This window comes from Paenibacillus sp. Lou8.1, from assembly GCF_024213565.1.
In the GTDB taxonomy this organism is placed as follows: Bacteria; Bacillota; Bacilli; order Paenibacillales; family Paenibacillaceae; genus Paenibacillus; species Paenibacillus polymyxa_B.
Genome location: NZ_JANAVN010000005.1, coordinates 258,665 through 279,171 on the forward strand (window position 1 = coordinate 258,665; position 20,507 = coordinate 279,171).

The 20,507-nt window shown below is 46.6% G+C and carries 16 protein-coding genes and 1 riboswitch; of the genes, 10 read left to right on the plus strand and 6 right to left on the minus strand.

What is annotated here, in order from left to right:
• Positions 1-90 precede the first annotated feature (90 nt).
• The 3 genes from NLX78_RS09410 (at position 91) to NLX78_RS09420 (ending at position 3,109) form a co-directional block, all read left to right on the plus strand.
• Positions 91-1,065 carry a LacI family DNA-binding transcriptional regulator gene (locus tag NLX78_RS09410; protein ID WP_061828852.1) on the plus strand — a complete coding sequence of 325 codons (975 nt, stop codon included), beginning with the start codon at positions 91-93 and terminating at the stop codon, positions 1,063-1,065.
• Positions 1,066-1,205: 140 nt separating this feature from the next.
• Entirely contained in the window at positions 1,206-2,642 is a 1,437-nt protein-coding gene (locus tag NLX78_RS09415; protein WP_483311675.1) for a helix-turn-helix domain-containing protein, read from the plus strand.
• A gap of 299 nt (positions 2,643-2,941) precedes the next feature.
• On the plus strand, positions 2,942-3,109 hold the full coding sequence (locus NLX78_RS09420) for an aspartyl-phosphate phosphatase Spo0E family protein (protein WP_080682975.1): 168 nt from the start codon (positions 2,942-2,944) through the stop codon (positions 3,107-3,109).
• Here NLX78_RS09420 and thiE read toward each other — a convergent pair.
• The 5 genes from thiE to NLX78_RS09445 all read right to left on the minus strand — a co-directional run bounded on the left by thiE (position 3,054) and on the right by NLX78_RS09445 (position 8,252).
• Entirely contained in the window at positions 3,054-3,767 is a 714-nt protein-coding gene (gene thiE, locus NLX78_RS09425) for a thiamine phosphate synthase (protein ID WP_254350229.1), read from the minus strand. The genes NLX78_RS09420 and thiE overlap by 56 nt on opposite strands.
• The gene (gene thiD, locus NLX78_RS09430) at positions 3,764-4,594 is read right to left on the minus strand and encodes a bifunctional hydroxymethylpyrimidine kinase/phosphomethylpyrimidine kinase (RefSeq protein WP_254350230.1); all 831 of its coding nucleotides are present in this window, start codon (positions 4,592-4,594) and stop codon (positions 3,764-3,766) included. Before thiD ends, thiE begins: the two co-directional genes overlap by 4 nt.
• Positions 4,591-5,433, minus strand: a complete 843-nt coding sequence (gene thiM, locus NLX78_RS09435; RefSeq protein WP_254350231.1) for a hydroxyethylthiazole kinase — start codon at positions 5,431-5,433, stop codon at positions 4,591-4,593. The genes thiD and thiM overlap by 4 nt, the downstream gene beginning before the upstream one ends.
• Positions 5,434-5,508: 75 nt before the next feature.
• Complete coding sequence (gene tenA / locus NLX78_RS09440) at positions 5,509-6,198, minus strand: thiaminase II (protein WP_254350232.1); 690 nt, start codon at positions 6,196-6,198, stop codon at positions 5,509-5,511.
• A 137-nt stretch (positions 6,199-6,335) separates the two neighbouring features.
• Positions 6,336-6,438, minus strand: a riboswitch (TPP riboswitch).
• A 92-nt stretch (positions 6,439-6,530) separates the two neighbouring features.
• The gene (locus NLX78_RS09445; RefSeq protein ID WP_254350233.1) at positions 6,531-8,252 is read right to left on the minus strand and encodes an NAD-dependent malic enzyme; all 1,722 of its coding nucleotides are present in this window, start codon (positions 8,250-8,252) and stop codon (positions 6,531-6,533) included.
• 397 nt (positions 8,253-8,649) lie between these two features.
• Between NLX78_RS09445 and NLX78_RS09450 the strand changes: the two genes are divergently transcribed.
• From NLX78_RS09450 to NLX78_RS09465, 4 genes are read left to right on the plus strand one after another with little or no spacing between them, the layout of a single operon-like run.
• On the plus strand, positions 8,650-9,771 hold the full coding sequence (locus NLX78_RS09450; RefSeq protein ID WP_061828845.1) for a glycosyltransferase: 1,122 nt from the start codon (positions 8,650-8,652) through the stop codon (positions 9,769-9,771).
• Between the two features lie 4 nt (positions 9,772-9,775).
• Positions 9,776-11,041, plus strand: coding sequence for a polysaccharide biosynthesis protein (locus NLX78_RS09455; protein WP_254350234.1), 1,266 nt, complete (start codon positions 9,776-9,778; stop codon positions 11,039-11,041).
• Positions 11,025-12,251, plus strand: coding sequence for a glycosyltransferase family 4 protein (locus NLX78_RS09460; RefSeq protein ID WP_254350235.1), 1,227 nt, complete (start codon positions 11,025-11,027; stop codon positions 12,249-12,251). Before NLX78_RS09455 ends, NLX78_RS09460 begins: the two co-directional genes overlap by 17 nt.
• Positions 12,211-13,122, plus strand: coding sequence for a glycosyltransferase family 2 protein (locus NLX78_RS09465; protein ID WP_254350236.1), 912 nt, complete (start codon positions 12,211-12,213; stop codon positions 13,120-13,122). The genes NLX78_RS09460 and NLX78_RS09465 overlap by 41 nt, the downstream gene beginning before the upstream one ends.
• Here the strand turns inward: NLX78_RS09465 and NLX78_RS09470 are convergent.
• Positions 13,090-13,794, minus strand: coding sequence for a response regulator (locus NLX78_RS09470; RefSeq protein ID WP_069290230.1), 705 nt, complete (start codon positions 13,792-13,794; stop codon positions 13,090-13,092). The genes NLX78_RS09465 and NLX78_RS09470 overlap by 33 nt on opposite strands.
• A gap of 45 nt (positions 13,795-13,839) precedes the next feature.
• On the opposite strand from NLX78_RS09470, the gene NLX78_RS09475 reads away from it, so the two are divergent.
• From NLX78_RS09475 to NLX78_RS09485, 3 genes are read left to right on the plus strand one after another with little or no spacing between them, the layout of a single operon-like run.
• The gene (locus tag NLX78_RS09475) at positions 13,840-14,289 is read left to right on the plus strand and encodes a hypothetical protein (protein WP_023990008.1); all 450 of its coding nucleotides are present in this window, start codon (positions 13,840-13,842) and stop codon (positions 14,287-14,289) included.
• Positions 14,286-16,019 carry an ATP-binding protein gene (locus NLX78_RS09480; protein WP_254350237.1) on the plus strand — a complete coding sequence of 578 codons (1,734 nt, stop codon included), beginning with the start codon at positions 14,286-14,288 and terminating at the stop codon, positions 16,017-16,019. Before NLX78_RS09475 ends, NLX78_RS09480 begins: the two co-directional genes overlap by 4 nt.
• Positions 16,020-16,069: 50 nt before the next feature.
• On the plus strand, positions 16,070-20,500 hold the full coding sequence (locus NLX78_RS09485; protein WP_254350238.1) for a hypothetical protein: 4,431 nt from the start codon (positions 16,070-16,072) through the stop codon (positions 20,498-20,500).
• The last annotated feature ends 7 nt before the right edge of the window (positions 20,501-20,507 follow it).

The window sequence follows — 20,507 nt, forward strand, 5'->3', positions numbered from 1 at the left end:
ACTTATTTTGGGAAGGTGACAATTATAGGGCGGACACTACGAACATGCTAGACACGAACATGCTAAAATAGAAAGAACGAGGTGAGAAAAATGGCGAATATTCATGAAATTGCAAAGCTGGCGGGGGTATCCTCGGCTACGGTATCCCGTGTCATTAACAACCATCCGTACGTGAGTGAACCCACAAGGCAGCGTGTGCAGGAGGTCATAGATCGGCTGGATTATGTTCCTAATTTAAATGCGGTATCGTTAAAAAAGGGCATGACCAAGCTCATAGGGATTATTTCACTTTCTTTTAATGATTCATTGGGTTTATTTGTGCGTGGATTTACAATGTATGCCCAGGAGCATGGCTTTAATATAGCGCTGTTTATTACGAATGGGGAGAAGGGGCGAGAACTTGAGGCGCTGGAAATGTTGCGGAGAAAGCAACTGGACGCCTTGGTCTGCATGATTCGTGTCAATGAGTGGAGTGTGATTGAGCATTATACAAAATATGGTCCGATTGTGACCTGGCAGCGTGTAAACATTGAGGCAATCCCGTCTGTATTTATGGATCAGTATCAGGGCTATACGCTGGCATTGGAACATTTGTACGCCCGAGGATATCGGAAAATTGTGAATGTGTACGGCAGCATGCGGGGGTTGAATACAAAAGAACGCATTCGAGCTTATCATGACTTTTGCGAAAAATATGATTTGGACGCTGAGGCCTTCCCGCATTTTTATGATTTAAATTCAATAGCAGCTGGTGAACAAATAGCTCATTGGTGGGCAGAACGAGCACAAACAGACAGGCCGGACGCCTTTGCCTGTTCTACCGATTATTTGGCAGCAGGTCTTTTGACTGAAGCGCGTAGGCTAGGTGTTTCTGTACCGAGTGATTTTGCAGTAGTAGGCTTTGATAACACCGAAATCTCGCATTTGCTTGATTTAACTACGATTCATTACCCGATAGACAAGCAAGCTGAGAATGCGTTCATTATGATTCGAAATGCCCTCGAAGGGCTGGATGAAACGATACATCATCTGGAATTCAAATTAGTAGAGCGAGCGACCACCTGATTCCAAAAGGGACCTCATGTTAGTGGTTATTAATTTCCATATTAAAGTTTATATAGTAGGAATAATGGAAGAAAAATGTTGACACATGTTAAAACTTGGTGAATAATTTGAGGTGAAAGTATAAAATTTGGATTTTTTGTATGAAGGGTGGTTATGACTTGGGACATACACCTACGATTTTGACGAAGTTAGAGGATTATTTAGGGGAAAACAATTTGACGCTGGCACAATTTGCCGAACATTCAGGTGTTCATCAAAGAACACTTAATAATTGGATTGCCAAGCATCGTCCTGTTGCTATACATCAGCTTGATCGAATCACTTGGGCTATGGGACTAACAGAAGGTTTTTTTTACGAACTATACATAGATAACTACATCATTGAGCGTTCCCCGGATTGGAGGCGAATTGAGCCGTTGTTGTTTCGCTGTGCGGAACTGGACAAGTTGGATGCTATACAGCTTGTAGTGGGACATATTATGGACAACCTTCTATATTCCCCAAAGTTATTTGATGCAGCAGAAAAATTATTCGCACAAGGTCAGCACAATGCTGCATTGTTGCTCTACGAAGGGATTGCGGAAGGCGAGAAGTACCAGCATTCTGAACGTTTGGCTACTTGTCAGTATCGTATGTTTACCATTCAGGTGGGTAACAATCAGATTCGAAATCTCAAGGCGGCTACACGATTTGAACCCTTTGTCGAACGTCTGAATGAAATAGATCAACTCGATGCGTTAAAAGATTTGGCGAATGTGTATCGTTCTCTGCGTGAATGGGACAAGCTCGATGCAACTGCTCGAAAAATGAGAGCCAAAGCGGAGATCCAATATTCTTTGAAGCATCAACAGAAAAAGCGAGAGTGGGAGGAGTCTGAAAAGAGGCTGAGTCGCCCGATGTTTGTGTACATTACCTATGCTGATTTACTGTGTGCGAGTGTCTGTGAAGCCCAAGGCGATTATCAGCAAGCATTACAATTTACAAATGCATACGCAGATTTAGATTGGGTGATCGAGACAGACCAGAAAACTCAACACTGGGTCAACTTGTTCAAGCATTGGGCAGAAGGTAATACTTATGTAAATAAACTCCTATCTGGAGATACGAATGTGCTTCCTCATTATGTTGAATATATTGCATCCACATCAATCACTACCGAGAATGAAAAGCTATCCAAGTTGCTGAACGTTATGATAGCTGCTAACCGATATGCAATAGATATCAATGATGTCCTTTCACGTTTTGAAGTGGAGATTAATTCTTTTGCTCTGCTATCACAATCTACTGATATGTACACCCAACAAGTGATGCCGGATTATTTTGCATGGTTTGGTTATGAACTGGCTTATTACTATTTAAGACGGGGAATGTTCAATGATGGCTTTAAACACTTAATATATGCATTGGTAAAAGCCCACATACTAAATAATGAGACTTATTTTATAAACTGTACGGGACTTTTTGCACATTTCCAAGCACATGCGCTTCCCGAAACAAGGGAAGAGTATTTCAAACTATTAGAAAAGGTGTGGTTAGACAATGTTGAAAAAAATGATTCTGCTGGTCATCGCAGCTAGCTTCTTGTTTATTTTATCAATGCCTGTTCAGTCGCATAACCAAAATCAAAGAATAACGCCTCAAGTACAAATTGGAGGTGCTTAAAACGGTTAGGTTGTATGTTCTAATATTTATTGAATCTTTTTATGAAAAAGAGCCTCGGTCCCGCTTTATTAGTGGAGACGGAGGCTTTTTTTACGTGGATTTTGGGGTTTCGCTGTTTATGCAAACTTTTGTGATGTTCTTTTTTTGTTAGGCGCATCATTTGAAAATCCAAAAAACGTCTTTTTGTTATAAAATATGACATATAGGAGGGATCATGCTGATGAATCAAAGTGTGACTTTACTTTGTGTCGAAAGAGCTAGGAAGAAACTGTACCAGGTCCAGAAAAAGTATGGATTTTTAACACATCCCAAAGTAATAGAACAATCTAAAAAGCTGGATGATCTGTTGAATCAATATCAAACATGTAGATCGGATCATTGAGAAATGAGACCATATTTTTCTTTAATTCCTTGACCGCACCTCTAACCTGCTCTGTCTGTGTCACGGCTGAAATCACCGCTACACCATCTGCACCTGCACGTGCGACTTCCTCAACACGGTCCACTGTAATACCTCCGATCCCAACAATCGGCACATCAATTCCCGCTTTACGCATCTCATATAAAATTGCCGGTCCCTGTACGGCATGGGCATCATCTTTCGAGATGGTGGGATAGATTGGTCCGACGCCGAGATAATCAGCACCTTGCAGGATGGCTCGACGTGCTTCCTCGATGGTATGGGCGGAGACGCCTAAAATTCGATTTCCGATTCGCTTGCGGACGGAATCGGCGGATTCATCGTCCTGACCGATGTGAACACCGTCGGCGTCGAGTTCAAGAGCCAACTCCACATCGTCATTGATGATGAAGGGGACACCAGCGTGACGGCACAGTTCCTGTAGCTGGCGCGCAAGTTCGAACATAGGAACGCCCGTTAACGCGCCGAGACCCTTTTCTCGGAACTGGACCATGGTTGCTCCGCCAGCCAGAGCCTCCTGCACGACCCAGCCTGGTTCCGCGAGGCAATTCACGCTTCCAAGCACCAGGTATATCTGTAGATGGCGGCGCACCACCTCTGACAATATTCTGCCGCTCATAGAAGCATCTCCTGACGACGTCGGTAGGCCCAATGATTGGTTGGGCCGTGTCCCTGTCCCAGACACAACGTATCCTCAATTGCCGCCTGGATGAAGGCTTTGCCATTCGAGATAGCCTCCGGTACAGACATCCCTTTCCCTAATTCCGCGGTAATCGCTGCCGAGAAAGTGCACCCTGTTCCGTGTGTATGGACAGTCCGTACTCGCTTGCCGCTCAGCTCTATAAAGGCGGTTCCGTCAAAAAGCAGGTCAACAATCTGTCCGCTGATCTCGCTCTCGTCAGCGTGGCCACCCTTGATCACAACGAATTTTGGTCCCATACTGCTAATATGTCTCGCAGCCTCGCGGCGATCCTCCATCGTATGGATACTGATCCCTGTCAGGGCTTCCGCCTCCGGGATATTCGGTGTAACGACCAGGGCCAAGGGGAGCAGGTCGTCCTTCAAAGCCTGCACCGCTTCCAGCTGCAGCAGTTCAGCGCCTCCCTTGGCAATCATCACGGGATCGACGACGACCTTTTTCCAGCCGAACCTTCGGATCTGCTCGCTCACAAGACGGATGATGCCGGCATTAAACAGCATGCCAGTCTTCAGGGCATCCACTCCAAGGTCTAATCCTACAGCTTCGATCTGTTCCGCTGTTGCTTCCTCTGGTAGCGGATATACGCCGTGGACCCCTAAGGTATTCTGTACGGTAATGGCCGTAATAGCCGACATGCCGTACACGCCAAGTTCTTGAAAGGTTTTGAGATCAGCTTGAATTCCAGCCCCGCCGCCACTGTCTGAACCAGCAATCGTCAGCGCTCTGGGTACACGAACGTCTGTCATCGCGCACCACCTGCTGCTGTTGTTCCGGCTTCATGGATCGAGACATGCCCCTCTAGTGAACCTGTATGCAGTTTGGCCAGCTCGTCGAGAAAGGCAATCTGGAAGCTGCCGGGCCCCAGCTCTGCGGTACGTGCTGCGGCTCGAGAAGCTGCTGCACCGTAAAATGCCAAACCTGCTGTACCGGCGAGCAGCAGGTTGGGTTCAACAGCTGCAAAGGCACCTAACACAGAGGTCAGCAGGCAGCCTGCTCCGGTTACCTTCGTGAGGAGCGCGTCTCCGCCGCTAATCATTCGTGCTTCGGCCCCATCGGTGATGACATCCTCTTTTCCAGTAATGACAACCATCGTATTGAGCGTTCGAGCAGCCCGAATTGCCAGATCGACATGGCCGCTGTCAGCACTGTCACCGGCATCTACGCCTTTAATCTCACGCGCTTCTCCAACAAGATGTGCGACTTCGGCTGCATTGCCCCGCACCAATGAGATTTTGACTTCACTCAGGATTCGCAGTGCCGATTCAGTTCTAAAGCTCGTTGCTCCCGCACCGACCGGATCTAGCAGCACCGGAACACCGTGTGCATTCGCCGATTGTCCAGCAATGATCATGGCATCCACCAGTTCGCGGTTCAGTGTACCGATGTTTAACACGACGGCACCTGCTATTTTTGCCATATCTGCTACTTCCTCAGGTGCATAGGCCATCACCGGGGAGGCGCCCAATGCATACAGGCCGTTGGCCGTAAAGTTGGTGACTACCACATTGGTCATATTGTGAACGAGGGGTTTGGTGTTTTGTACCTTCGTCAGGAGATCCGAATAGCTTTTTTCCCATGTACTCATAATGATTATCCTCTCTATAGTTGGTAGTTCAACAGGGCATTTAACCGTACTTCACGAATCGAATTGCCAGGCTAACTATTCCAAGACCGTTACCTGCATCTGGACTGGCCATTCTTCTTGCGTATAAGCCATGTCCCAGAACTTATATTCCAGCTGGCAGCTCAGTATAAAATGCTCAATCATCCGCTCCCGCTCAGCAGCCGTTGCGTCTTCCGCCCAAGCATCTACACGTTCTCGGAACTTGAGTGTTGTATCATCAAGCTGGTCTCCATAGAAGCCCATCCATTCATAGAACGGATGAGACTCATCCGGCTTTACTTCATCCAGCAGCCTGCGACCAATCTCGGCATACGTCCACATACATGGCAGCAGCACAGCCAAGATCTCGCCCAGGCTACCCTCATGCGCAACCGTCAGCATGTGACGGATATAGTGATGAGCCGACGGAGCGAGCGGATATCCCTGCAACTCTTCATAGGTCACCCCTGCGACAGCACAGAAATTTTGATGCGGATGAACCTCGCTGTGGAGAATAAAAGAGATTTGTTCATTAAATACAGCCATGTCCTCCCGATTCGTGCATTTGGAGATTGCGATGCCGTATATCCGCATGTATGCGTTCAAATATTCAAAGTCCTGTTTTACATAGTGAATCAGCTGTCCCCTTGTCAAACTTCCTTCAGCAATACCTCTCACAAAGGGGTGCTCAAAAATCGCTTGAAAAATGCCGTCCGCCTGCCGACGGAGTTCTTGTGTAAAACTCAATTTCCCCACCTCCATCAAATTGAAGAGCAAGAAGTCCTGTAAGAATATAATTCCGGAACAACGCTAAAAAGCCGCCCCGGAAAAATGGAGCGGCTTCAACAATAGGCCCAATACGCAAAAAAACGTTTGAAACCTTATATACGAAGGCTCCACTTTCCTACGCTAGTACGAACTAGATCAGGTTCAAAGGGTCCAAGATACGTTCTTGTCTCAGCCATAGCGGCTCCCCTAGTGGACTTCTATTCTTTTGACTATTACTGTACATACGTTCATACGCTATGTCAAACATAGTGTGCAAAATATGAAATTTCCTCTAGTTAGGTGTTTTGAGCTTAGTGAGGGTGATGAATTACACTTTCCACAGCTTTGACCTTGGCATATTCCGGTTTCCACATTACATCCCGTATAGCTTGTTCCACATCTGAAATGTGCGCCTGGGCTACCTGATCCTGTATCGCGGCTTTTGCAACCGCAATCGCAACAGCGTACGAAACTTCGCGTAATTTTCGGATATGAGGGAGTAGTGCACCGCCAGGCGTATTCGAATCTACACCATTGGCAACAGCAACTGCTGCCGCTGTAAACATCGCAGGGGTAATCCTTTTGGCTTTAACCACAATCGCACCCAGACCCAGTCCCGGAAAAACAAAGGCATTGTTCGCCTGTCCAATCTCAAATTTCGTACCGTTATAGGTGACGGGCTCAAAAGGACTTCCGGTTGCAATCAGTGCTTTGCCATCGGTCCACCGTATCAAATCCTCGGGTACTGCTTCTGCAAGGTTTGTAGGATTGGACATGGGCATAATGATCGGGCGTTCTACATGTTTCGCCATCTCCTTGATGATCTCTTCAGAAAAGGCACCTGCTACACCGGAAGTTCCAATCAATATCGTAGGCTTCACCTGACGGATGACCTCTAGCAGTGGTATTTTGCCGTCACCCGATCGGGTCCATGAGCTGATTTCATCCTTTTTGCGCACATACGGTTTCTGATACTCCAATACGTCTTCCATATCTTCCATTAACAGCCCGCGATAATCAAAGGCCCAAAAGGACTTGAAGGAATCTTCTGCGGAAAGGCCGTCCTCAATCATAGCACCCCGAATTTGATCAGCGTTACCGATTCCTGCTGCCCCTGGGCCGAAAACAAGTATTTTTTGTTCACGCAGCGGAGTCTTGGTGACATCCACCGCCGAAAGAATCGCAGCCAAGGTCACCGCTCCTGTACCTTGTATATCATCGTTGAAGGTGAGTATGCTTTGACCGTATTTTCCTATAATATGGCGTGCATTTACGCTGCCCACATCTTCCCAATGTAAAAGCGCCTTTGGGAATTGCGCTAACGTTTTGCTGATAAAAGTATCAATAAACTGGTTATAGGCTTCTCCGCGAACCCGTTTATGGCGGTTTCCGATGTACAGTGGATCATTCAGCAGCTTTTCATTATTTGTACCTACATCCAGTACAATTGGCAGCACCCGCCCGGGATGAATGCCTGCCGCAGCCGTATACACTGCAAGCTTGCCGATAGCAATGTTAATACCCCCGACGCCCCAGTCACCAATCCCTAAAATACTTTCGGAATCTGTCACGACGATCAGATCCACATCATGGCCACTCAAACCAGAATTATGGAATGCTTGTCCAATACCGTTCGGGTTATCTATCGACAAATATATGCCTCCAGGGCGGTTGTACTCGTGACTATATTCTTGAATCGCGGTTCCTACGGTCGGCGTGTAGACTACGGGCAGCATTTCACTCAAATGATCGGTTAGCAGCCGGTAGTAGAGTACGACATTTCGGTTGTGAAGGTCGTTGAGAGAAGCATTTTTTCGCAGCATGGTGGGTTGTGCCAGAAACTGCTGATATGCCCGTACGCTCTGTTTCTCTAATGAAAGGACGGTGGGAGGAAGGATTCCTTCCAAACCCAGTTCTTTGCGTTCTTCTTCTGTAAAAGCGACACCTTTGTTCAAAAGGGGATTTGCCAACACATCCTTTCCCCGCAATGGAGTAGATAATGAGCCATCGCGATTGACATAAAAAGCTTCCATAGAAAGACCTTCTTTCTCTTCATTTTCATAACTATTCATAACGAAAGATGACATGTTGTCCATAGTATGGACGTGCAAATATGTTTTATTCTTGCATTTATCTATGACAAAATAACCATATTTGTTTCTTTCTAATGATATAAAAGAACTAACTTTCAATATAGATTCGCTAACCATTCCTGATGATTTTGGTTCTAATGAATCAGGTCTAAATGCTCTGTTTTTATCAAATATGAAAATTAGTTTTTCTTCTCTTATCTCCATATATATCATGGAGTGTCAGTTATTTTGTTAAGGAAATATGAAGTATTTGGACATTAATTTAACTCCTATAAGCAAACATTCTTAATTCTTTTTCAACAAAATAGAACTATTCGGAGGAAAAGGAGAGGTTTGTGTGCAGGGACCTATAGCCATTTTTAGCGATAACGACAGGGCTATTGATTATCCCAATGTGATTTGTTTTTACCAATATATACAGTGCGAGGACACGGAGGCAGCTTCAGTCTACGAGAACGCATGTTGTTGCCTGATTGATTATAGGGAGCCGGGGCAGGCAGTGCGGAAAGCCAATCAGATCCGTAGCCAATTTCCGCAAATGCCATTGTTACTGGTGACGGATGTAACATTTCCGTTCAGTGATCAGCATATGGTGCAAATCATCGGAGTAGGTCGTTTGCGGCTGCTATTTTGGCAAGCCAATGACAACGAAGAAATGCTTTCGGAAATACAAAGCTTGCTCTATCCCGAGTATTCGACCAAAAGCCAACATATTGCATTTATCTTGTCTGTATATAACGAAGAGCAACGTTTTGTTCATGTCAAAACCTTTGCTGAACGATTGCAGGTCTTTATCCGCAGCCATATTATTGAAGGTTCGATTTATCTCATTGATGATGGTAGCTACGATGGTACGAATGCCTTGATTAAAGCGCTGGAGGCAGCCACGGACTTGTCCGTAAACCGGATTAATCAGAATCTTAGCCCGCTACTTCAAACAAGGGAATTGGGACGCAATACACGTAAGGCAGGGACGTATCTGGAAGGGATGCGGACCATTGGTGCGGATTACTACGTATTTGTGGACGCAGATGACTCCTTTTTTATTGAGGATATTGCCAGAATGATTAATGTTGTTCAGCAGGGCTATTATGATGTCGTGATCGGAACCAAGGATATGACCGCTGAGAATCGATCTTTATTGCGATCTGTCGTCAGCTTTGGTAAGCGAGTCATTTCCCGTCCTTTTTTACCCACAGGTGTAGTGGATTCCCAGACTGGGCTTAAAGTGATGAGTTCGGTTGCAGTGAAGCGAATGTTTCCGCATTTAAAGGAACAGCTGGGACTGGCGTTGGATTTGGAAATGATGTTTATTGCCAAGCGACTCCAGCTTCGTGTGCTGCAATTACCCGTCAAATGTATTGACCGGGATGGCTCGCACATCCATGTCTGGAAGGATTCTATTCGCTTTTTGCGCTCCATCATTGATATTTGGCGACTGGATCGGCGGGTGAGATAACAACGTGTACAACCGAGTACGATCTTTGATGTTTCCTCTCTTTAATGTGCTGCTTAACGGATTTAATTTTTTCTTCCACATTGCAGCGAGCTGGTATCTTACCGGACAAGCTTATGGCCAGGCGAATGCGCTGCTGGCGCTTTTTGCGCTTTTATCCGTTTTGGGTTTATCCATCCAGCTATTAACTGCCAAACTGGTCTCTAAGGGAGACCAAAAGCTTGCGCTACGAAGCTTACCGCTCGGTTCTTTATTACTCAAAGCACCTCTGGTGCTAACCGTGCTTGCCATGATCATTTTACTCATCTTTCATCCGTTACTGCGTTCGCTATTAGGCGTCGAATCCGGCCCGCTGTTCATGCTATATGGCTTGATCGGACTGCATATTCTGGTGAGTTCGTGCCGCGGAGATTTACAAGGCAGGGAACGCATGTTGGCGCTCAATGTGAACTATTACATTGAGGTATTAGGGAAGCTGAGCCTGTTTTTTGTTCTAGCTGCACTAGGGTTAAAGCTGGAAGCGCTACTGTTAGCGAGCTGTGGAGGAATGTTGCTGTCGCTGCTCCACGGCTGGATCGTTTCGGCTCGCGGCTTGTCCCTATTCACATACAGTGGAGAACATATCCCTTCTGGGCTATGGAAATCATTGAGTCAGGATTTCACCGATAGCCTTATGACGAATTTATTTATTTTGTTTTGTATCTCCATCGACATGTTGTATGTACAGCATTACTTTCCCGAGCAGGCCAGCAGCTATGCCATTGCGCTGAAGTACAGCCAGTTGGTTTATTACGTTTCGTATAGCCTCATTGCTGCTTTTATTCCAAAGATCGGTGCGCAGGGGCATGACCGCCAAGCTTTGGGCAAGTTGATTGCCGTCTATGCCGGATTAATGGCTGTAGCTGCGATCTGTGTATATGTGGGCACGACCTTTGTGTTCCCATCCTCTATTCCCATATTATTCGGAGCCTCTTACCAATCGGCCGAGGCCTATATTCCATGGGGTGGCTGGGTGTACTGGCTATTTTCCATCGTGCTGTTTTTTGTGCATATGCACGTATTGGTGGGCAGACGCAAATTTATGTTCAGTCTGATGGCAGGAGCCGCTGCCTTATTAGTAGCCTTTCATATTGCCCACACAGATCCGGTGGATTTTTTGCTATCTGAGTTCATTGTTTATGGAGCTATGGCTCTCTACTTTGTGATAGACGCCTATGTGCATTTGTTCAAAATAAAGATAAAGGGGGATTTACCCCATGAATACCATACATGAACAGGACGGTAAAACCGTAGTTCTATTGCTTTCCTGGCGTGACATTCGTTCACCTAAAAGCGGGGGAGCAGAAATTTTCACCCACGAAATGCTTAAACGCTCACAGCAAGGCCGCTTCCAGTTCATTCATTTTTCACCCCAATTTGAGGGGATGCCTGAGCATGAAGTTATTGACGGTATTACGTATATTCGAAAAGGGAACATATACAGTGTTATTTATTATGCGATGCGCTATTACCGTCGTCATCGAAGGAAGATCGACTATGTGATTAACCAGGCGAATACGCATCAATTCTTTACCCGATTTTGGGTGGAGGCATCCAAGCGGATCTTTTTCATACATCAGCTAACAAGGGAAATATGGTTTGAGAACGCCAAATTCCCGCTAAATATTATTGGGTTTCATATGGAGCCCTTGATGCTTAAGCTGGCTCGTAAGGATCGGACGCTTACGGTATCTCCGTCTACTCGATACGATCTACTTAAGCTGGGCTTTCACCCGGATCGTGTCCATCTTTTACCGGAAGGCATTGAGTTTGATCATTGGCCACGCGAACAATTTTTAACGAAGGAGCCTAATCCGACCTTCATGTATGCTGGGCGCTTCGTCAAATATAAAGGGATCGATCTGGTCGTTGAGGCCTTTGGGCAGCTCAAGGAAAAGTTCCCTCAGGCTATGTTATGGATTGCCGGAAAAACCGATAAAACCTATGTGGCAGAACAATTGTTGCCGATTATGAAACGATATGGATTAACATACGGAGAACCGGATGAACAGGGGCAATCGCAAGCCGATATTACCTTTTACGGATTTGTTTCAGCAGAGCTTAAGCTGGAGCTGATGAGTCGTGCCCACGCGCTAGTGTTTCCTTCCTTGCGTGAGGGCTGGGGGTTGACGATTACCGAAGCGGCAGCCGTTGGAACCCCTAGCATTGTCAGCAATTCACCGGGGCTGGTGGATGCAACGGATTTCGGAAAAAGCGGGTATCTATGCTTTCACGGCGACATCCGGGGATTATCTGAACAAATGGAAAGAGCAGCGAAGGGCGGCGAAGATTACATGGCCATCCGTGAGCGGGCGTATCAATATGCGTTAAGATTCCATTTTGATTATACGGCTGCTGCGTTTGAGCAGTTGATGGAAGATTGGGTAGAGGAGGCGGAACAGAGTGGACAAAGTGGTCATTCTCTTCTCCACGTACAACAATGAGCGGACGATAGAGCCTTGTTTGCGAAGCTGTATGGGGCAAAATTACAAGGATCTGCATATTGTAATTGCTGATGATGGCTCCAATGATCGGACCGTCGAGACGATTCGTATGCTGTCGGCAGGGAGTTCAGTACCCGTAACGGTACTGGCGCTTCCCCATGGGGAGCGGGGAGTCGCTAGGGTCAGGGCGGTTGAGGAAGCGAAACACTTGGGGGCCGAATACATATTTGTATTGGATTCCGATATGATTTTAGCCGAACATCTGATTCAGCAGAGCATCGACTTTTTTGACGATCATCAGGATATTGGCGCCTTGGTCATTCCGGAGGAGGCGTATTCGGAAGCGGACAATTTTTTTTCCAAAGTGAAAGTTTTTGAGCGAAATGTGATTAACAATGCGGGTGAAACCTTGGGAAAACGCTCCATTGAAGCGGCACGCTTCTGGCGAATGAGCGCTTATGAATCGACGGGCGGGTTTAATGTGGAGCAGATTGCTTTTGAAGAAATACAGCCAACCTTGCGTTATATAGAGTCTGGCGGAGTTATTCGCCGGGCGGTATTTACACGGGTATACCATGATGAAAAACAGGTGTATCTGCACGATGTATTACGTAAAAAAGCCTACTACTTTTCGGTGATGGATCGTACGGTGTCATCTGAAGAGGGCGGATTGCGAAAGGCGCTGGAACGTTGGTACTTCTTCCGTCCGGTACTGTACACATGGGGGAATTTGAAAAACTATATCTGTCACCCCTTGCTGACGATGGGGATGTTGTGGATGTATGTATGCCTGACTGTGATTGGGGTAGCCGCCGTGTTAAAGGGCGGCACCCGTCACTCAGGCGATCTCGCTAAGGCGGATAAGGCGTAACGATGAATGGCCGAGGGTCAGCGTATCCAGCGTGTACAGGTCGGGATCGGAAGATTCCGACTCCTCATACGGTATATATAATGAATGCGTGGTTAACTGAATACCTTCCCCGTCAGGATGACGTAGTGAGCAGCCGACAGGATACAGCTCAGCGAGTGCAATGTGTACAGCGGTTACGATATCTTGTTCATTCAGTAGCACATAGGGTCGGTACGGAGCGTTCAAAATGCTGTCTATAAATGCTGACAGGTCGGAAGCTACGTTCTGTTCTGCATGCAGGCTATTTCGGTTGAGTTTGGCCTGATCAAGCGCCTCATACAGTATTTTCTTTAGCGTATCATCATCCAACTCCAGCGGTTTCGTCAAAAAACGGAACACACCGACTTGATTAATCGCCGATAAAATGGACTGCGTATGCAGGTGACCAGACAAAATGATTCGTACGATATGTGGATAATCCTTCTTAATCATGCGAAGGAAGGTAATCCCATCCAGACCAGGCATGAGCAGATCGGAAACGACCACATCAATCGGGTGCTGTTCCAGCACTTGTAAGGCTTCTTTGGGCGTGTGAGCGGTATGTAAGGTAAATGCTTCTTGCGTCAAGGTCCGTTCGAGCAGGGACAGAACCATAGGGCTGTCGTCAACAAATAGAATGTTTTGGGGTGTCATAAGAACTGCGCAACTCCAATCAGGAAGTAAGAAATGAGGAACTACATGTATAATATCAGCGTTTTGGCATTTTTGAAAGATGTCAATACAGAACGGGCGTTGCGTCTTTTTTGTGAACGATTTGATTCGGCTGAACATGCCCTCTGGGAAAAAGGTATGCGTCTCCTTCATCAGTATCATGCTGCACGGCATACAGGAGTGACCCTGGCTGTCTCCAGCGCACTTCAGCATATGGACGATCGCCATGATATTTACGTTGTTGATCTGCGAGAATACGGGGAGGAAGAGTTGGATCGCTTATATATCGCAAAAACATGCGAGTTGATCCTACTGACGGACGGGGCAACGGAAACCGCTGCGAGGTTTGCTGCCCTCCAGCGTCGCACTCCCCGGTTGCTATGCGCACGGCTACCGCTGGTCAGCTACGAGCTGGAATGCCTGATGCAGGCTATTTTGAGCCGTCTTGAACAAAATGGAGGGGACAGGGAAGCATGAAACAATGGGCTTTGTTGAAACCAGGTTGGCAAAAGCTGATCCTGTACCTGATCGTTCTGGGTGTGACAGTGTTTTTGGCCGCCGTGCTTCAATGGTTTGTCGTGCGACAATTCAGTGTTCACTTGGCGGAGATTCAGAACGAACAGCTCCAGTATGAGGTACAGGAACTTTCTAGCAGCATAACCGAGCGTTATGCCGCATGGCAGGCTGAACTGAAGGAGCTGTCGTCCAGTCTGGGCAGAGATATGCTGAATCAGGGAACACGCCAGTATCCTGAGGGTTTTAAGCGTGAAAGCGGGGCCTTTTATGTGCTGGATGAGCAGTACCATGTGATGGTCGGACGAGACAATCGTGAGATGAAAAGTGTAGTCCAGCAGATTAAATGGCTGCAAAATGGTTGTGCAGTAAGCTCTTTTGTGACAGAGGATCATCAGCCTGCCCAGTATATAGCATGCAGGATTCAAGGGGCGCAGATGGGCGGTTTTATGGTGCGCACGGTTGACGCTGATATGCTCAGCGGGATTATTAAAAGTAAACCGATTAACCAGCATGAGACTTTATTTTATAACGGTCAATTTAAGGTCGTAGCTTCCCGAAGTACTTCGGATATTAACCGAACGGACATCACGGGCGTAACCCGTAGGCTGCTGGAAGGCAATACAGGTATCATCGAAGATGGCGGAGAGAAACACGGAATAGGATTCAGCCGCATTGGGGAAGAGGCCCTTTACATATCGGTTAAGGATGTCAGTGAGGATACAGCTCAGCGAATCAGCTCCTTTCGCAAACAGTTATGGATGGCCATGGTTCTGATATTGTTCATTCTGTGGACCATGCTCGTACAGTTCCGCAAACGGATTGTAAAGGATGCCATCGTGAACAATCAGGTGCGTGACCAACGGCGAGATGAAGATATGCGACAGCAGCAGGACACCTATTATTTGCCGTTAATGCAGACGATTGAGCAGCAGCTACAAGAGCTGCAGGAGCAGACTAGCCGTCTCACAGGCGGTGATGATTTGAAGCTACTGGGATTTTATCATGATCTAGCAAACCGCTTTGAAGCGGCTTCGAGTCAGGGAAAAGGAGCCTCTCATGAGGAACTGGAGTATTTTCGCGAGTTAAATGAAAATTTCATCCAGGGTCGTCTTAGACAGGAATCCTCACTGGGAGAGTTACTGACGGGAGTTCGTAGCTTGCGCGATGAGCTGGAAGAGAAGATGCATGATAATAGTGGAATTAGCTTTACAGATATGAATGAAGTATTGTCTGAGTCGCTGAAATGGGCGAACCGTTCATTGAATATGAAGAACATTCAAGTGATCTTGCGGCAAGAGCCTGTTCCATCAATTGCAGCACAAGCACCCATGCTGTACAAAACGATTCAGGGGCTGCTGGAAAATGCAGTGCAGGCCATGGGCCAAGGTGTGGAGCAGCCTGAGAATCAGGAAAAGGGCCGAACAGGTCTGCGGTCCAAGCGGCAATCTCAAGTGCTTAAGGTTAGTTCACGGCTGGAAGAAGGAGAAATTATTATTAACATTGAAGACACGGGCGGCGGGATTGATGATAAAATGCGTTGGAGCTATTTCCAGCCAGGCTATTCCCAAAACTCGCAGGAGCATGCGTTCAGCCTGTATCATATGGATGCATACCTGAAGACCATAGGCGGTCGTTTAAAGCTGCGTAATACCGATCAGGGCTTGCAGGCAATTGTTCGTTTGAGAAGATAGACCCAAGATAACCGACAGATATACGAGAAGTTCAAGAGAGGGGGACAAGCATGAAAAAATGGATATTTCGCTACCGCTACGATATGGCGGCAATGATGTTGATGCTGATTGCGATTGTTGCATATCTTGCACCCATCTATGGACCAGGGCAAATTGTGTTTAGCGACATTGCTTTTGGAGCCACCTCTCATCGGTATCTGGAGGAAATAACCGGAGTATGGAACGAGCGATGGTCTACCTCGACCTTGTTCAATGCTCCACGTATCCTGTACATCTTGCCCTTCTATGGACTGTCACTCTTATTTGACGAAAGCGGCCCGGTCTTGCTCAAGTCGTTTATTACAGGCTTGTTATTTGTTTCGGCATTTTCGATGTATGCCTTTGCCAAGCGTCTGGTTAGCGTGTATTATTCACCAAGCTTTACGAAGACCCGTATTTTTGCCATCATGGTCGGCTCGTTGTTTTATGCGCTGAATCCGTGGGTTATTTTCCGCATTCAGCATATTTATTTGCTCTGTGGATATAGTTTGTTTCCGTTAATGCTGCGATTCTTTTTTAGTGCGGTGGACCCCAAATTTCAAATTCAACAAATTAAAAACTATCATCCCCACAAGTTGTATCAGCGAAACTGGATCGACCTGTTTCTGTTGGCTGCGGTATTCACCGTTAGTGCTGCGGCCATTCATTATTTTTTCTTTGGCATGATTTATTTGGGATTGTTCACCTTGTTGCTATTGATCAAACTAACCTGGACCCACCGAAAGGCTGGTCGCAGCTATTTGCAGCCGTTATACGGCAATTTTTTGCGTAAAGGGATCATTTTTGGCGTCTTTTTTGGTCTGCTCAGTTTTTATTGGTTGTCTCTATATGTCGGTAGCATGTTGATGGACGCTCAAGCGTCTCAGCATAATATCAACGTCGTGGATACCTTATCTCTGTTCAGCCGCAACAGCAGTTTATATAACGTAGGTTATTTACTGAGCTATTGGTGGCCCATGTTTTCCTTGTCCTCACTGCCTAGCATGTTTTATGTAGGAGGGGGATTTTTGTTGCTATTGATCGGGTATGCGATGGTGACACGTTCACATAAAAATCCGATCATTCTGATCTTCTCGCTGCTTACGCTGCTGTTTCTGGTTGCAGCTACCGGGACGACGTTCCCATCCATTGCCAAGTGGTTTGTCATTTTGGTTACGAAAACCCCTGTGATTGGTTCGGTTTTCCGTGACCCTAACAAATTTATTGGACTGATTGCCCTTAATTTCGGGGTGTTGCTGACCTTTGGTGTCATTCAATTTATGGAATGGTTCGGATCATCCCCGTTGCAGCGTGTATATAAAAAGCTAGCAGTAGTTATCGTTGTCTTGTGCCTCGGGGTATATTTTGCTCCCTTGCGTACTCAGTTCATTGAGGGGTACTACAAGCCGGTACAAGTGCCGGAGGCTTATAGTCAAATGGCTGAAAAGCTGACTGACCCGGATCGTTTCGATAGCAAGGCATTATACTTTCCGATTGCTGACAATATGATTCAGAGCTATAACGGAGTAGCCACGCCCAAATGGAATAAAGGGAAGACCGCAAACGAGAAGGCAACCGGAGATTTTCAGGTATACTCTTCTCCTAAAAATACGATCTTTCATCATGAGGGGAATGATCCCGGCATTACATACTATATGAATTTTCTGCAGTATGTTATGGACAACGGATTAAGCTCCCGATTAGGCTGGCTGTTCTCTACCTTTGGGGTCAACCAGTTGGTCTACCATGATGAATATGTGGGGCAGGAGAAGCGGCAGGATTTCCACCTGTCTCAGCTGGAAGGTCAGACCGGGCTGAAACGTACGTACCAAAACGGGCTATTTTCCATATTCAATCTCGATCAGACACCGCCCTATATGAACATCCTTGCGAGTAAAATTGTAACTCCTTACGGTTTTAGCCGACTGGAGAGCTACAGTCATCTGCCTGGTTTTGATTTTAACCGCTTTGGAGTGCTGTTCAGTGCGTTAAGGCCTGAGCTAAAAACCATCCAGACGATTAACAAAGGGGATTATGTGGAAGCGGCGTCCTTTAATGACTTGCTGTTGTCACAGCTTCCAGCAGAGGATTACTTACGGCCTTTTGATGCCATTGAGGATGGTAATGCCTTTTTAAAATGGTCCAAAACCTTTGCCTCGACCAACGATTGGTTATGGTATTTATCCTCCCAAAATATACGGAACTTTCCGTTCGATATGGAAATGGATGCAGGGATTGCGGTTACCTTTGCCAGTAAGAAGCTGGATGTGGCCCCGTATCAGATGAGCAGCATCGATGGGAAGACGGTCGTGGACTTTGATTCCATGTTGCGGACCGAAACCTTCTTCAAGCCGGATAATCCGCAGTTGTTCAGTGTGCAGGCTAATCCCCGTGAGGAATTGAATGATGTGCCCACTCTGCATGGCGAAATTATGAAGGGAGACCCGAGTAATATATGGCAGGTCGCTAGATCGGGTTTGCTGGAAGCCAAGGAGAATAATCCGTATCAGTTCCAAATCACTGTTTCTGGCCGCGGGACGAACAAAATGCATGTAAAAATGAGATTTTACGATAAGCAAATGCGTGAGCTGGGGGTTAGCTATGTTGTGGCGCCCTCGGAGGGATATAATTTTGACAGTGTGAAATTTTACGGGGAATACGTTTCGCCGCCAGGCAGCTATTGGATGCGAATGGATTTGTTAACCTTACAGCGTCCACAGCAAAAAAATTACTGGTGGATTCATGATATCCAGCTGCGTGATTTGGGGCAATACAGCAAGCCTAATACGTTTACGATGCACAAAAAACTGGACCAACCTCAAACCTCGCATGTATATGCTAGAGTGTTTATGAATAAGACAGGCGGGAAATTGCAAGTCACACTGCCCGACAAAGTGGTTAATATCAAAACTCAGGATGATGGCTTGAACCAATTCCAATGGATCGATCTGGGAGTGCATGCCTTTCCCAAAGGAGATACCCCGGTCACGGTTAATAACCTGCAAGGCTTTAATGCGGTCAATCAATTTGCGATTGTGCCTACAGACCAGCTAGATCAGCTATCTTTTCCCGTGGAGCAGGCATTGAAGCGGGGCAAGCTCTTTTTCACCTTGGAGGCAGAAAACGATTTTAACGCCGAAGGGAATGTGCAGACGGAGCGTGCTTTACCAAGACTTAGTATGGGGCGGGGAATCAGCTATCAGAAGGGGACGTTAAGCAGGGATGTGGAAGTCGCCAAAACGGGAACCTATGCCACAGCTATTTTGGCTAATCTCCCCGCCGGGTACCAGGGGTCATTAACGATGAAGTGGACGAATGAAGAGACTGGAGAGGTGTTGACCAGAACGATTCATACGAGGGAGTTGTATAAGTGGTTACCTGCTTCCTCTTTATCCGAAAAGCAGGTTATTGAAACGGTGCCCAATCAGGATGGTTTTGCCAAGAAAATCATACAGATTCCCGGTCTGCTGAATGACTATGGCCGAGTCGAATTTAAAAATCTGTTCCTAACCAAGGGGAAGTATCACTTAACCCTTGTCCTGGATAGTCAGGTGCCGTCATTGAGCCGTTTTGGAGATATTCATCGAATGGGCGGGCAGGAAGTGACGGTGAGGCCTGGGGAGGATACGAAGGAATCATTGAGCACGACGGATGTCGGATGTGTGGCGGATATTCGACCTGGTCAGACGAATATGTCAATCAAGGACACAGGACTGTCTATTCGTTACGCACCTAGCTATTCCTGTGACTGGAATATTTATGCGTCCAAGAAAATGAAGGCAGAGCCGCTGCAAGAGTATGCCGTGCAGTTGGATGCGCGATCAGAACAAATTGGAAGTCGGCATATGAAGGTCATTTTTTTGAATAAAGCGTCCCAGGTTCTCCAAACCTCCTATATTGATGAGGTGGAGGAGAGAGATAAGGAACAATGGAATCATTACGATCAAATTGTGAAGGCTCCGGCAGGAACTGCCTTGATGCAGTTTCAGATTTTGGCGCACGCGCACAAGAAGCAGTCAGGCTTATTTCAAATGAAGCAATATTCCATCATCCCTTATCAAGCGATGATTACTGTGGATCAATTTACGTTGTTTGAGGGAACGGATTTGGATACCTTTTTTATGGCTCCCCACACTTCGGAAAGCATTCAGGCTACTCGTGAAAATTCCATGGAACGCAGTTTTACGCTATATAATCCAACGCATGAGCAGGTGCTGATCCGGGAGACCGAATCACCCAATCCACTGTGGGAGTTCAGGCTGGGTAGCGAAAATCAGCGAGCCCGTCTGTCCGTCAATGGAGTGACTACCGGATTCATTACCGATGGTAACGGAAACGGGAAAGTCGTCGTTATTCTGGCTTCCGCCTACCGTTTCGGCTGGGTGCTATTCCTCATAGGGATACTGGGTGGAGCAGCTTGTTTTCTTCCTTATCGGCGATGGAAGAAGCGAAAGCTTCCATAAAAAGCAA

Coding starts and splice junctions, on each gene's coding strand:
- NLX78_RS09445 (WP_254350233.1), bottom strand. CDS start 8,252: ATGGAAGCTTTTTATGTCAATCGCGATGGCTCATTATCTACTCCATTG.
- thiD (WP_254350230.1), bottom strand. CDS start 4,594: ATGACAGACGTTCGTGTACCCAGAGCGCTGACGATTGCTGGTTCAGAC.
- NLX78_RS09470 (WP_069290230.1), bottom strand. CDS start 13,794: ATGACACCCCAAAACATTCTATTTGTTGACGACAGCCCTATGGTTCTG.
- NLX78_RS09420 (WP_080682975.1), top strand. CDS start 2,942: ATGCTGATGAATCAAAGTGTGACTTTACTTTGTGTCGAAAGAGCTAGG.
- NLX78_RS09415 (WP_483311675.1), top strand. CDS start 1,206: ATGAAGGGTGGTTATGACTTGGGACATACACCTACGATTTTGACGAAG.
- NLX78_RS09485 (WP_254350238.1), top strand. CDS start 16,070: ATGAAAAAATGGATATTTCGCTACCGCTACGATATGGCGGCAATGATG.
- NLX78_RS09480 (WP_254350237.1), top strand. CDS start 14,286: ATGAAACAATGGGCTTTGTTGAAACCAGGTTGGCAAAAGCTGATCCTG.
- thiE (WP_254350229.1), bottom strand. CDS start 3,767: ATGAGCGGCAGAATATTGTCAGAGGTGGTGCGCCGCCATCTACAGATA.
- NLX78_RS09410 (WP_061828852.1), top strand. CDS start 91: ATGGCGAATATTCATGAAATTGCAAAGCTGGCGGGGGTATCCTCGGCT.
- NLX78_RS09475 (WP_023990008.1), top strand. CDS start 13,840: ATGTATAATATCAGCGTTTTGGCATTTTTGAAAGATGTCAATACAGAA.
- NLX78_RS09460 (WP_254350235.1), top strand. CDS start 11,025: ATGAATACCATACATGAACAGGACGGTAAAACCGTAGTTCTATTGCTT.
- thiM (WP_254350231.1), bottom strand. CDS start 5,433: ATGAGTACATGGGAAAAAAGCTATTCGGATCTCCTGACGAAGGTACAA.